Source organism: Flavobacterium rhizosphaerae (genome assembly GCF_046000445.1).
Taxonomy (GTDB): Bacteria; Bacteroidota; Bacteroidia; order Flavobacteriales; family Flavobacteriaceae; genus Flavobacterium; species Flavobacterium rhizosphaerae.
The window spans coordinates 24,442-37,864 of sequence record NZ_JBELPZ010000013.1 but is presented as its reverse complement, the minus strand read 5'-3'; the positions used below and the strand labels follow the sequence as shown (position 1 = coordinate 37,864).

Here is a 13,423-nt window from a genome sequence, read left to right as displayed (position 1 = left end):
TAAATTAAACTTTTTGAAATGCCTTTTATTTTAAATAGAAATACGGTTATATGGAGTAAGGAAAAAAACTGGCTCTACCTTATAATAATTCTAGGAACCTTTTTAAGATTATACCATTTAGATTTTCAGAGCCTGTGGATGGATGAAATATATACGATGAATATTTCAAGTCCTCAATATTCTTTGAAGGAACTATACTATAAACTAAAGGTTGAAGAAGGTTTTCCTTTTCTGTATTTTTATCTTTTACGAATTTTTTATTTTTTATTTGGCTATTCTGCAATTGTTGCCCGCGCGCTCTCGGCTATGGGTGGTATTGCCAGCATATGGGTTTTGTATTTTTTAGTCAAAGAACTTTATAATAAAAACGTGGGGCTTATAGCAGCAGCATTATTAGCTTTCAACGGTTTTGAAATTTATTATTCCCAAGAAGCAAGACCTTATTCTTTACAAATGTTTACTGCAATCCTGGGCTTTTATTGTTTAGTTAAATATATAAAACGGTCTTCTTTAAAAAATGCTATATTATTTGGTATAGCAGCTGGTTTTATGTTAAACTTAAACTTTTTCAGCCTTTTATTATTTTTATCGCAATGTATGCTGCTGTTAATTGTTTTAGCAGGATTAGAAAGAGAAAAAAAAGGGGTATTCTTTAAAAATTCGTTTATTGGCTGTAGCATTGCCTGTTTAATGTTCTTACCAAACCTTAAAAAATTATTCACCCTATCAAAAATTGCTTCTTTTTGGATTCCAACTCCTGAAAATGACAATTTTTCTTTTATATTCAAGGAATTACTTGGAAATTCAGACATCGTTTTCTTTATTTTTATAGGCATATTAATATATTGCCTAACAAAAATTTTTAATACAAGTTCAGACCTTTCTTCATTTAAAATTGCTGTTAACACACCAGCTTCTCTTAGTCTTATTATACTAACTTTTTGGTTTGCATGTTACTTTATTGCATTTTACATAAAAACATTTATTAGCACGCCCTTAACTCTTTCGCGTTATTATATAAGTATACTTCCTGTTATACTTATTTTTTTTGCTCTTGGCATACAATTCATAAAAAATTATGTTGCTAAAGTTATTCTATTATTTTTTGTTATGGGCTTTTCACTCCTGCACATCTTTATTAAAAACAAATACTACTCCCTGCCCCATAAATCACAATACCGTGAAGTTTCTCAATTTATAGAAAAAAACAATATTACTAATGTAACCGTATATACAAGCCTGAAGAATATGTATAGCTATTATCTAAAAGATAAAATGGCTAATACTCTTATTGAAAATACTTTAGAGGGCCACATTAAGGAAATGATGAGCGACTCTACAAAAATTACTCCCTTTTGGTATGCTGATGCCCATGTGCGGCCTTATACCCTATCACCCGATTATGAAGCCTTCCTTAGTAAGCATTTTACCTTGGATAGGAACTTTAATGGATTTGATGCCTGGACACGTTATTATTCTTTAAAAAATGGAAAAAGCCAATTAGATATCAAAAAGTTTTTACCCTTAAAGAACACTAATGGTAACGATGCTATATACAACTTTGATTCATTCAATTTTGATGGTTCGGTACTTATTACATGGGGATGGGCTTTTATAGCCAGTCAGGATGCCGTTGACTCCCGTATAAGTTTAGTGCTTATAAAAGATAATATTGGGTATTATATTGATACACAAAGTATAAACAGGTCAGATGTGACTGCGTCCCGTCAAAATAAATTTGATCTTGACAACTCTGGGTTTGAAGCAAAACAAAAATTAACTAACATTCTTAATCCTGGGGTGTATACATTAGGTATTTACATAAAAAACAGTACGCACCAAACAGAATCATTAATTGTAACCGATAAAACCGTTACTTTGCCTTAAAGTTAAAAAGCGGTTTGAAGCACTTAAATAGCCTGAAAAATAAATTTAAAAATACCGAAAGTTTATTTGCTTCCGGCGGGCTCACTTTTTTATTCCGTATTGCAGGTTTAGGCCTTAACTTTTTAGTTACGCTGGTTATAACCCGCATATATGGCGATGCGGTTTACGGTAGTTACTCACTTGCTTTTACATTATCACAGGCTATAGGGCTGGTATTTGCTTTAGGCTTTCCAAATGCCCTTGTCAGCTATCTGGGCATGAAGCCTGCCCATCACCCCGATTCCCAGTATTTTTTAAAACGTTCGTTTACTATACTCGCCTGCCTGTCATTACTGCCTATGACCGCGCTATATTTTGGAGCGGATTATATTGCTGCTACGCTGTTTAATAATCCCGGGTTAGCCGTATATATATCTGTAGCGGCATTTACTGTGCCTGCTATGGTACTGCATGAGTTATTGCTTTATTTTTTTATTGCCACCGGCAACTTTAAACGGTTTAATATTTTTATGTTTATTGTGCCAAATATCCTGCTGCTGGCATTACTGCTTATAGTAACCCATGTGCCCGCACATTATACATTTCTGTTTTATTTTTTATCTGTCTTTTTAACTTTTTTTACCGAGGCCTTTTTTGCTTTTAACTTAAAAGTTGCCCGGCCGGAAACAAGCATATCACCAAGACAAATGTTTAGCGTTACCCTGCCCATGATGTTTAGCGGACTGATGCTGTACCTGCTTAACTGGACCGATGTTTTTATGCTTGGCGCCAATGTAGGTGAAGAGGAGCTTGGGCATTATAACCTGGCTTACAAAATAGCCTCTTTGGCTACGCTGGTTATTATATCTATGAATGTGGTAATAGCACCCCGTATTTCTGCACTGCATAAAGAGGGAAATATAGCTGCTATGCACAAAACGGTGCGCAAAACAACTTATCTTATTATTGCCCTTACCGCTACCATTGTAGTGGTGCTTATACTACTTTCGGGTTATATATTAAATTTTTTCGGTCCCGGTTTTATTGCAGGACAACAGGCCCTTATAATAATTTCTGTTGGCTTGTTATTAAATTCGGCTACCGGCAATGTAGACCAGATACTTAATATGACAGGGAACCAGCGGGCGCTTTTTTATACCACCCTTTCGGGCTTTATATGCAATGTTATATTAAATACCCTCCTCATACCAAGATACGGCATTAACGGCGCGGCCATAGCCAGCCTGGTAACTAACGTGTTTTTTAATTTTACCTGCGTTATAATTATTAAAAAAAGGCTTGGTTTTTATACTTTTGCCTAAGCCTGACGCGGGACACTAACATTAAACAATGCAGCAGACAGAACTTTCGGTAATAATAGTTAACTATAACGGGTTAAAATACCTGAAAGATTGTTTTGAGTCCCTTAAAGAAAAACTACAGGGAATTGATTTTGAAATTGTAGTAGCTGACAATAATTCAACCGATGAAAGTTGCAATTTTATTAAACAGCATTATCCGGAAGTTGTACTTATAGAAAGTCCGGAAAACCTGGGCTTTGGCCGCGGCAATAACCTTGCAGTAGCCTATAGCAATGGCAAGTACCTACTACTGCTGAATAATGATACTATTATACTGGACAACCTGCTGCCTGTGCTGCAAAAACTTAAAAGCGATAAAACTATAGGAGCTATAGGCATTAAAATGCTTGATAAAAACAGGATGTACCTGAATAGCGTAGGCAAATTTCCCTCTCCGGCAAACCTGTTCCGCATTAAGAGCATATCAAGGACTGACGGGGTATTTTCATCCGGTAATTTCTCTGAAGATGTATATGAGGCAGACTGGGTTGGGGGTTCTTTTATTATGATGCCCAAAAAAGTGTATGAAGAAATTAACGGCTTTGACCCGGATTATTTTATGTATGTGGAAGATGTTGATTTATGTAAAAAAATAGCTGATAAAGGCTATAAACGCCTGTTTATGCCCAACTATAGCTATATTCACTTTGTTGGGTATAACAAATCTAAAGATCATCTTATCCTGAATGGATATGACCTGTATATTGAAAAACACTTTTCAGGACCGGCTAAAAAATTATCCCAACTTTCATTGGGGGTTAATAAACTTGTGAAAAAGACAAAAAAAATGTTCGGCATATAAATTCATGAAAATAAGCCCCATAAAAATATATGCCCCCCTATTTATAATTGTAGTATTATTACAGTTGTACCTGCCCTCGTTTAAGATTAATTTTTTTATACAGTTAGCCACGCTGGCATTTTGCATTTTTATAGATTACCGTAACATAGCGTTTACCTTTGGGTTCCTTAAATATTTAATACCCCTGTTACTGCTGCTTTTTATCGGTTTTATAGGCATGGTACTGCATAGGTATTATACCTACAATATTATTAAAGATATTGTTCATTTTATAAAGCCGATTACCGGTATTGCATTGGGCTATATTTTTTTTAAACGGGTTAATAATTTCAGGCATTTTTTATATATAATAGTTATCGCCGGTATTATATCATCAGTCATCCATTTTTATATTATTGCCTTTTTACTTAGGGATATCAGCTCTGTAGATGGCCTGCGCGACCTTACCCGTGACAACTTTTTAGATCTTTTTGCCCTTTTCTTTCTGATTTTTACAAAAAAATTCCAAGGCCAGCGGCTATTTTCAAATCCTCTTATTACTTATATTGCCATGTTTGTGCTTGTTATTTCAAACGTGCTGTATTTTTCTCGCACTATGATTATAGAGGCTATTATACTTCTGTTTTCTATATATGGCTTTACAAAAATCACTTCCCGTAATTTAAAATTTGCAGGGCTGTTTATGATATCTGTTTTTGCGCTTTATGCTTTTTTATACAGCATAAACATAAATCGTGGTCAAAGGGGCCTTGAAGGGTTTTTATATAAGATTAAAAATGCCCCGGAAGAAATTTTTCAAACTAAAATAGACAGGGACAACCACCAGGAGTTATGGGATCATTGGCGGGGCTATGAAATGAAGAGGGGGCTTTCCCTTATGAATGATGAACCTCAATCTTATATATATGGCACAGGTTTTGGGTCTTTAGTAAATTTAAAATTCTATGCCCCACTGACCGGCGAACCCAAAGGCATACGTTATATATCTGAACTTCATAACGGATATATATATATTTTATATAAAACAGGAATAATTGGCATACTCATTTATATATTTATGTTGGGAAGATGGTATCTGTACATTCACAAAGAAAACACCTTGCCAAACCTGCTTGTTTCGGCAATAGGGATAATATATTTAATATCCACGGTTACTATTACAGGGATTTATAACACACGTGATATCATAATTTTTATACTCGGTGGAGCACTTTATTACGCTGAAAAAATAAATAAAAATACCCTGATTAAACATCCGAAGTAATGAAAAATCTCCTTGTAATACACCAGTCTGCAGAACTGTATGGATCTGATAAAACATTACTTCTTTTTTTAGAGGGGCTGGATAAATCGATTTTTTTTCCGGTAGTTATACTCCCTTCAGATGGTCCGCTTAAAATAGCACTTGAAAACAGCAACATTACTGTATATATAGCGCCTGTACTAAAACTGTACCGTAAAATATTTACACCGGGTAACTTACTAAGTTTTATAAGAGATATTAAAACCACGCAGAGGTTTTTGGCAAAACTGCACCAACAATACTGTTTTACTATAGTGTATAGTAACACACTGGCGGTGCTTGCCGGTTTGTTTTTTTCCAAACGCCATCATTTAAAGCATGTTTGGCATGTTCATGAAATTATTGTACACCCTAAACTTATAGCAGCACTTTACCCAAAAATTTTAAACCGGTTTGCCCAGGTTATTATATGCAATTCCGCAGCCACAAGAGAAAATCTTACAGAAAGGTTACCTGCGCTTAAAAATAAGTGTGTGATAGTTTATAACGGTCTTAATGCATCAACCCCCGATGGATTTAATGCTGCAAACAAAAACTCAGAGCATAAAGATACAATAACGGTAACCCTTATAGGCCGCATAAGCAGGCTTAAGGGGCATAAGTGGCTTTTGAGCACGTATATAAATTTTTTAAAATCAAAAAATATAAAATTGCTGTTTGTTGGTTCGCCTGTGGAAGGGCAGGAATATTATCTAGATGAAGTTAATAAAATTATTACTGAAAACGGGTTAGAAACTGAAATTACAGTAATGGACTTTACACAAAACCTTGAGACGGTATGGCAAGCCACTGATATTGCTGTAATGCCTTCTACAGAAGCTGAATCTTTTGGTTTAGTAGCCCTTGAGGCCATGCTACGTAAAAAACCGGTAATAGCTTCAAATCACGGGGGAGTAACAGAAATAGTGGTTGATAAACAAACAGGGCTATTAGTTTCTCCCGGCAACGAAGAAGCCTTGGCAAAAGCCATACTCACACTGGCTTTTGATGAGAAAAAAAGAGAAAGTTTTGGATTAGCAGGTTATGAAAGAGCTGCTGCTAAATTTTCACTTCAAAACTATATAGATGGTATTACACATGTATTAAATATTTAAAATACCTATTTTTGCCCTAATCCAATAAAATGCCAATGAAAATAGCTATAGTAGGCACACGGGGCATACCCAACCATTACAGTGGCTTTGAACAATTTGCCGAATATTTTTCGGTATACCTTGCCCAAAAGGGGCATGATGTATATGTCTATAACTCTCATAACCACCTGTATCAGGAAAAAACTTTTAAAGGTGTAAACCTTATCCATAAATATGACCCCGAGTATAAAGTGGGTACCTTTGGGCAGTTTATTTATGATTATAACTGCATTAAAGATTCGCGCAAACATAATTTTGATGTAATACTGCAACTGGGGTACACCAGCAGCTCAGTATGGTATTTTATGCTGCCAAAAAAACCGGTTGTTATTACTAATATGGATGGGCTGGAGTGGAAACGCTCTAAGTACTCTAAACCGGTACAGCAGTTTTTAAAATTTGCCGAAAAACTTGCCGCCAAAACAAGCGATTACCTGGTGGCCGACTCATTGGGCATACAATCATTCCTAAAAAAGAAATATAATAAAGATTCACGCTATATACCCTATGGCGCATACCCTTTTAACAGCCCTGATGACAGTATTTTAAAAGGATATAACGTACAAAAGGGCAACTACCACATGATTATTGCCCGATTTGAGCCCGAAAATAATATAGATATGGTGCTTGAGGGCGTAGTAAAATCGGCCATTAGCACCACCATACTGGTAGTGGGCAACCATACAACAAAATATGGCGAATACCTTAAAAGCAAGTATGCCCCAAATAAAAACATTATTTTTACCGGGGGCATATTTAATATACAATACCTTAATAACCTGCGTTATTATTCAGACCTTTATTTTCACGGGCATTCGGTAGGGGGAACAAACCCTTCGCTTTTAGAAGCAATGGCCTCTAAAGCCTTTATACTGGCACATAATAACGATTTTAACCGCGCTATATTAAAAGATAACGCCTATTATTTTGCCAATGCAGAAGAAGTGGCAAAACTGCTAACCTCCACAAAAAAAGAAGACAACCTTTTAAAAGTGGAAAACAACTATAATGCAATAATAAAAGAATTTAACTGGGATAAAGTTAATGGCGAATATTTACAGTTTTTCGAGGAATGCCTTGCTAAGGAGAATAGGGCTGGTACCCGGTAAAAAACAACAGGTCTTTTTTATATCGTTAGTTGCCCTTACCATACCCATGGGCTATGGCTACAACAGCATTGCCCTGATACTTTTTGTGCTGTTTAGTATATTGGCGGCACAACGGCATACCACCTGGATACGGTTTACCACCTCTTTGCCGGCTTTTCTGTTTATACTTATGGCTTTTTCGCTATTATGGTCTATAGATTTTAAAATTTCATTAAAGGCATTAGGCCGGGAGGCTGCACTGCTTTTTATACCGCTGGCATTTTGCTTAAACCGGCCCCTAAAATTCAGGCATGTAAACCAGGTACTAAATAATTATGGCCTGGGTATGTGTGTATTTGCGCTCTATTTTTTTATACGTGCCGTAGTGCGCTATTTTAATACCGGCGATACAAATGTTTTCTTTTACCATGAATTTTCTACATTTAAAATAAATGCCATTTACCTTTCGGCACTATTTTCTTTAGCCCTTTTTATTTTTCTCGCCAAAAAAAACAAAACCTTTTGGGGATATACCGCAATAGTTTTTTTATTGTTTGTTATTTTTTTACTCTCATCTAAAAATGTGATACTTATAGATGTTTTTCTGGTAATAGTATATTACCTGTTTTTTTCGCCGCTGCCCAAAAAAGCAAAACTAAGTGGCCTGGCAGCATTTCTTATCCTTTTTGCGGGTTTAGCCTATTTTGGGAATATCGGCAGGCGTTTCAGTCAGGAACTTGATCCTGTAACGGAGGAAAAAACAGGCAATGGCGTTCATAATGTAACAATAAACGAGGCCTGGAACCAAGATACTTTTAATGAGAACGACTATTTTAACGGTACAGCCTTCCGCACCTATCAAATACGTATTTTTAAGGAAATGCTGCAGGAAGATGGTGTTTTTTTTACCGGGTACGGCCTTAGTGCCTCACAAATAAAGATTGAAGAAAAAGGGGTTGAGCATGATGTTGACCATAGTAGTGAAGGTGCTGTAAGCTATAACAAAATGAATTTTCATAACCAGTATGTTGAGGTATTTGCTGACCTGGGCTTTTTTGGTTTTTTTATTGTAGTGATACTCCTGCTTATAAGCCTGTATAAAGGGCTTAAAAGCAAATATTTTGTACATATTGCTTTTGCAGTGTTAATGATAAGTTTATTTTTGACCGAATCATTTTTATGGCGCCAGCGGGGCGTAGTGTTTTTTACACTCTTTTATTGCCTGTTTAACGAGCTTGTGGGTTTATGGAAAAGAAAGATGCCTGAACCTACCCCAAAAACAACATAAACAGCTGGCCTGCTTAATGATTTTATCCTGTTATTACTAATGATTTTGCCGCATACTAACGCATACACAAAATATATAAGGCTTGCCAGCATTTTATCAGATGTACTGGCTATAACGTTGCTGTTCCCCTTGTTTTTGCTACAACAGGGGCTTAACTGCCTTCATTTTACAGGCTACCTTGTTTTTACCTGGAGTATACTTTCTTACTTTTCGGGATTTTATGAGATATACCCCTATACCCCGTTTGCAAAGGTGTTTTTTAAGGTTTTGCGGCAGGGCGTTATTTTTTTGGTAGCTGTATTAGCCTTTTTCCTGTTTAATAAATATACAAATGTTAATGCTGTTGCCTTGCTGTTATATTTTTGTACGGCGTTTGGCCTGGTGGCTGCCAGCAAATTTTTATATTATTCTTATATCAAAAAAACAGTAAACAGTGCCGGCCAGCTAAAAAATGCCATAATAATTGGCTTTACCCCCGAAGCCCGTTATATAAAAGAGTTGCTGCATTTAAATAAGCAAAATGGTTACCATTTTATGGGATTTTTTTCTGATACCCACACCGGGGCCGAAATAAAAGGGACTATAAACAGCGTAAAAAGCTTTGTAAGCCATAATATGGTACAGGAGTTATACTGCTCGCTTAACGAGCTTTCTATACCCCGCATGAAAGACTTTATAGCCTTTGCATCACAAAACAGCTTAACTATAAAATTTATCCCTGATACAAAAGATATTTTTCATAAAAACCTGCGGATTGACGATTATGAACTTTTCCCGGTACTATCTGTGCGCAAAACCATATTGCATGAGCCGGCAGCACAGCTTGTAAAGCGTATTTTTGATGTTTGCTTTTCGCTGTTTGTAATTATAACCGTGCTTTCCTGGTTAACCCCCCTGCTTGCTTTTTTAATAAAACTGGAGTCTAAAGGCCCCATATTTTTTAAACAGAGCCGCCCGGGTGTAGATGAAAAAGAATTTTTTTGCTTTAAATTCAGGTCAATGCAAATTAATGATACCTCAGAGCAATCGGTTATAAAAAACGACCCCAGGGTAACACGTATAGGCAAATTCATCAGGAAAACCAGTATTGACGAAATGCCCCAGTTTATAAATGTACTGCGCGGAGAAATGAGTATAGTGGGCCCAAGGCCCCATTTATGGTCTCAAAACAACCTGTATAGCAAGACAATAGAAAAGTATATGGTGCGCCTATATGTGCGCCCTGGCATTACCGGCCTGGCACAGGTAAGGGGCTTTAGGGGAGAGATTAGTACCGACATTGATATGATTAACCGCATTAAGTATGATGTGTTTTATATAGAGAACTGGTCGCTTTTATTAGATATAAAGATCATTGTGCAAACAGTGGTAAACATATTTCTGGGCGATGAAAAAGCGTATTAATTATTACCTTTGCACCCACTAAACACAAACAACATGAATATTTTGCTTTTAGGTTCCGGAGGAAGGGAACATGCACTTGCCTGGAAAATGACCCAAAGTCCGCTTTGCGAAACCCTTTTTGTTGCCCCGGGTAATGCCGGTACGGCAACCCTTGCAACCAATATAAATATAAACCCTACTGATTTTGAAACCGTAAAGGAAACCGTACTGGCCAATAATATTGCCATGGTAGTGGTTGGCCCGGAAGACCCTTTGGTTAAAGGGGTATATGATTTTTTTAAAAATGACAGCCAGCTAAGCAGTATACCTGTTATAGGGCCTTCTCAACACGGGGCACAGCTGGAAGGCAGTAAAGAGTTTGCCAAAAAATTTCTTATAAAAAACAATATCCCTACAGCAGCCTATGAAAGCTTTACTAAACATACGGTTGAGGAAGGGTGTGCATTTCTTGAAACCCTGAAAGCGCCTTATGTACTTAAGGCAGATGGCCTTGCCGCGGGTAAAGGAGTGCTTATATTAAATGACCTGGAAGAAGCTAAAGCAGAGTTACGCAACATGCTGGTAGATGCCAAGTTTGGCGATGCAAGTGCAAAGGTGGTTATAGAAGAGTTTCTGGATGGTATAGAGCTGAGCTGTTTTGTACTTACTGACGGCAAAAGTTACAAGATACTACCAACTGCAAAAGACTATAAACGTATTGGCGAGGGCGACACAGGCCTGAATACCGGTGGCATGGGGGCAGTTTCGCCCGTACCTTTTGCTGATGCGGAATTTATGCAAAAGATAGAAACACGCATTGTACAGCCTACCATACAAGGGCTTAAAAACGATGCTATTGAATATAAAGGCTTTATATTTATAGGACTTATAAAAGTAGGTAACGACCCGTATGTTATTGAATATAACGTACGTATGGGCGACCCTGAAACCGAAGTGGTAATACCAAGGCTTAAAAGCGACCTTGTTGAAATATTTTCGGCAATGGCAGAAGAACGGCTTGAAGGTGTTGCTTTTGAAATAGACAGCCGTAGCGCAGCAACGGTTATGGTAGTATCTGGCGGATATCCGGAAAGTTATGAAAAAGGCAAAGTAATCTCAGGGCTTGAAAACATTGAGGGTAGCATTGCCTTTCATGCTGGTACCACCCTTAAAGATGGCGAAGTTGTAACCTCCGGGGGGCGTGTAATTGCGGTGACCTCTTATGGCGACGGGTTTGGCGAAGCCATAAAAAAATCTTATCAAAACATAGAAAAACTAAGCTTTGATAAGATGTATTATAGAAAGGATATCGGCTTTGACTTATGATAAGAAAGAGTGAGCCGTAGTATCCTGATCGTCTTCGTGGGTATCTTTAAATATTTTAAGCTGCTTCATCCAGTAAGCAAAGGCTGCAATACAAATTACGATAAAGATCCAGTTTACAATATTTGCGGCCCACCAGCTTTTAAGCTCTAAAGAACGGAAAAAGTCTAGCGGTAAAAAAAGGAAATCTGTAAACAGGGCTCCTAAGGCTTCAAAAAATGCTTTCATTTTTAGACAAGTGTTATATTTACAATCACAAAAATATAAAATAATAACATGCTGGCAAGTATTTTTGGCAAATCAAGGCCAATAAATTATGTAATAATAGGTGGCTTGCTGTTGCTGTGTTATGTATTATATATAATAAGCGGGCAGCCAACCGGTGGCCTGTTGCAAATAAGCCTTTTTACGGGGTTATTTTTACTGCTGGCAGCTTCGCTGTTTTTAACGGGGTTTATAACCCGTAAAAACAACCTGAGCAGGCAAAACACGTATGCCCTGTTCTTTTTGCTGTTGTTTTTTATTCAATTCCCTACCACGTTTGTAAATAACAATGTTATAATAGCAAATTTTTTAATCCTGCTATCGCTGCGCAGGCTGGTTTCTTTACAATCGCTCATTACACCTAAAGAAAAAATTTTTGATGCTTCTTTCTGGATATTTATTGCAACACTGTTCCACTTTTGGTGCATCCTGTTTATAGTGCTTGTATACATATCCATTATATTTCATGCCGCCGGCGATTACCGCAACTGGATAATACCGCTTATTGCCCTTTTTGCGGCTACTATGCTTTATGCAATGGTGGGCCTTATGATTGGCCATGATTTTTTAGAACACCTTCGGCAAGGTGCCACTGTTAGCTTTGATTTTACCTATTTTGAAAGCATTTATCAAAATATTGCCCTGGCGCTTTTTGTGCCCCTTGCCCTGCTTTTTTTAGTTACATACAGTATTTCTATAGCAGGCAAATCATTAAACCTGCAGCCCAGCCATAAAAAAATAATGTTTGCGTTTATAACCGGCGTGTGCATCTATGTGCTTTCTTCTGGCAAAAACAATAGTTTTTTGGCTTTTACCTTTGCCCCCATGGCAATTATGGGCGCCAATTTTATTGAAAACCAAAAAATACCCTGGATACGCGAAACCTCTTTACTGCTGATAACCGCTATTGCTTTTTTTATCTTTATAATGCAACTATAACTTAGTGCCGTAAGCAAGGTCTCCGGCATCGCCAAGGCCCGGTACTATATATTTTTTGTCATTAAGGTGGCTGTCTATATCACCTATCCATACCTGGTGGCTGTCTGGCAGGTGCTCCTGCAGGTATGCCACACCTTCCGGGGCAGCTATGGCTACCGCAACATGTACCTGGGCTGGCTGCGCATCCTTGAAAAGTTTTTCGTATACAGCTATTAACGATTGCCCTGTGGCCAGCATCGGGTCGGCCAGTAATACAATTTTCCCGTTTAAATCAGGTACCGCCTTATAATCGGCAACAATCTCAAAATACTCATCATTATTCGGGTGGTGCCGGTAAGCTGATATAAACCCATTTTCGGCATCATCAAAAAAATCCAGCAGGCCGTCATGCAGTGCCAGTCCTGCCCGTAAAACAGAGCATACCACAATCTTGCCGCTAAGTGTATGAGATTGTTTTTTACCCAGTGGGGTGGTTACCTCAACAGCGGTATAAGAAAGCTCTTTACTTATTTCATAAGCCATTACCTGCCCTAGCCTTTTCATGTTTGCCCTAAACCGCATAGCATCGCCTTGCACATTTACATCGCGAAGCTGTAAAAGGAAATGGTTTAGCAAACTGTTTTTTTGGGAGAGTTGGTGCAGCTTCATTTGAAGAATATTTTAAAATTACCAC

At 37.4% G+C, this 13,423-nt stretch carries 12 protein-coding genes; 10 read left to right on the top strand and 2 right to left on the bottom strand.

Features of this window, described 5'->3' with window-relative positions; genetic code table 11:
* Positions 1–18 precede the first annotated feature (18 nt).
* From ABS766_RS12290 to purD, 9 genes are read left to right on the top strand one after another with little or no spacing between them, the layout of a single operon-like run.
* Entirely contained in the window at positions 19–1,887 is a 1,869-nt protein-coding gene (locus tag ABS766_RS12290) for a glycosyltransferase family 39 protein (protein WP_408085471.1), read from the top strand.
* A 14-nt stretch (positions 1,888–1,901) separates the two neighbouring features.
* On the top strand, positions 1,902–3,188 hold the full coding sequence (locus ABS766_RS12285; protein WP_408085469.1) for a flippase: 1,287 nt from the start codon (positions 1,902–1,904) through the stop codon (positions 3,186–3,188).
* Positions 3,189–3,216: 28 nt separating this feature from the next.
* Positions 3,217–4,029, top strand: a complete 813-nt coding sequence (locus ABS766_RS12280) for a glycosyltransferase family 2 protein (RefSeq protein ID WP_408085468.1) — start codon at positions 3,217–3,219, stop codon at positions 4,027–4,029.
* A 4-nt stretch (positions 4,030–4,033) separates the two neighbouring features.
* Complete coding sequence (locus ABS766_RS12275) at positions 4,034–5,293, top strand: O-antigen ligase family protein (protein WP_408085467.1); 1,260 nt, start codon at positions 4,034–4,036, stop codon at positions 5,291–5,293.
* Positions 5,293–6,426, top strand: a complete 1,134-nt coding sequence (locus ABS766_RS12270) for a glycosyltransferase family 4 protein (RefSeq protein ID WP_408085466.1) — start codon at positions 5,293–5,295, stop codon at positions 6,424–6,426. Before ABS766_RS12275 ends, ABS766_RS12270 begins: the two co-directional genes overlap by 1 nt.
* 35 nt (positions 6,427–6,461) lie before the next feature.
* The gene (locus tag ABS766_RS12265) at positions 6,462–7,574 is read left to right on the top strand and encodes a DUF1972 domain-containing protein (RefSeq protein ID WP_408085465.1); all 1,113 of its coding nucleotides are present in this window, start codon (positions 6,462–6,464) and stop codon (positions 7,572–7,574) included.
* Complete coding sequence (locus ABS766_RS12260; RefSeq protein ID WP_408085464.1) at positions 7,510–8,841, top strand: O-antigen ligase family protein; 1,332 nt, start codon at positions 7,510–7,512, stop codon at positions 8,839–8,841. The genes ABS766_RS12265 and ABS766_RS12260 overlap by 65 nt, the downstream gene beginning before the upstream one ends.
* A 39-nt stretch (positions 8,842–8,880) precedes the next feature.
* Positions 8,881–10,245 carry an exopolysaccharide biosynthesis polyprenyl glycosylphosphotransferase gene (locus ABS766_RS12255; RefSeq protein ID WP_408085463.1) on the top strand — a complete coding sequence of 455 codons (1,365 nt, stop codon included), beginning with the start codon at positions 8,881–8,883 and terminating at the stop codon, positions 10,243–10,245.
* A gap of 33 nt (positions 10,246–10,278) precedes the next feature.
* A complete protein-coding gene (gene purD / locus ABS766_RS12250) occupies positions 10,279–11,550 on the top strand; it encodes a phosphoribosylamine--glycine ligase (RefSeq protein ID WP_408085462.1) in 1,272 nt (423 codons plus the stop codon).
* Here purD and ABS766_RS12245 read toward each other — a convergent pair.
* Entirely contained in the window at positions 11,545–11,775 is a 231-nt protein-coding gene (locus ABS766_RS12245) for a DUF6341 family protein (protein ID WP_408085461.1), read from the bottom strand. The two genes, purD and ABS766_RS12245, sit on opposite strands and share 6 nt — an antisense overlap.
* 48 nt (positions 11,776–11,823) lie before the next feature.
* On the opposite strand from ABS766_RS12245, the gene ABS766_RS12240 reads away from it, so the two are divergent.
* On the top strand, positions 11,824–12,750 hold the full coding sequence (locus ABS766_RS12240) for a DUF6427 family protein (protein ID WP_408085460.1): 927 nt from the start codon (positions 11,824–11,826) through the stop codon (positions 12,748–12,750).
* Here the strand turns inward: ABS766_RS12240 and upp are convergent.
* Complete coding sequence (upp, locus tag ABS766_RS12235) at positions 12,745–13,398, bottom strand: uracil phosphoribosyltransferase (RefSeq protein WP_408085459.1); 654 nt, start codon at positions 13,396–13,398, stop codon at positions 12,745–12,747. The genes ABS766_RS12240 and upp overlap by 6 nt on opposite strands.
* Positions 13,399–13,423: the final 25 nt, after the last annotated feature.

Coding starts and splice junctions, on each gene's coding strand:
- ABS766_RS12290 (WP_408085471.1), top strand. CDS start 19: ATGCCTTTTATTTTAAATAGAAATACGGTTATATGGAGTAAGGAAAAA.
- ABS766_RS12280 (WP_408085468.1), top strand. CDS start 3,217: ATGCAGCAGACAGAACTTTCGGTAATAATAGTTAACTATAACGGGTTA.
- ABS766_RS12275 (WP_408085467.1), top strand. CDS start 4,034: ATGAAAATAAGCCCCATAAAAATATATGCCCCCCTATTTATAATTGTA.
- ABS766_RS12270 (WP_408085466.1), top strand. CDS start 5,293: ATGAAAAATCTCCTTGTAATACACCAGTCTGCAGAACTGTATGGATCT.
- ABS766_RS12265 (WP_408085465.1), top strand. CDS start 6,462: ATGAAAATAGCTATAGTAGGCACACGGGGCATACCCAACCATTACAGT.
- ABS766_RS12260 (WP_408085464.1), top strand. CDS start 7,510: ATGGCGAATATTTACAGTTTTTCGAGGAATGCCTTGCTAAGGAGAATA.
- ABS766_RS12255 (WP_408085463.1), top strand. CDS start 8,881: ATGATTTTGCCGCATACTAACGCATACACAAAATATATAAGGCTTGCC.
- purD (WP_408085462.1), top strand. CDS start 10,279: ATGAATATTTTGCTTTTAGGTTCCGGAGGAAGGGAACATGCACTTGCC.
- ABS766_RS12245 (WP_408085461.1), bottom strand. CDS start 11,775: ATGAAAGCATTTTTTGAAGCCTTAGGAGCCCTGTTTACAGATTTCCTT.
- ABS766_RS12240 (WP_408085460.1), top strand. CDS start 11,824: ATGCTGGCAAGTATTTTTGGCAAATCAAGGCCAATAAATTATGTAATA.
- upp (WP_408085459.1), bottom strand. CDS start 13,398: ATGAAGCTGCACCAACTCTCCCAAAAAAACAGTTTGCTAAACCATTTC.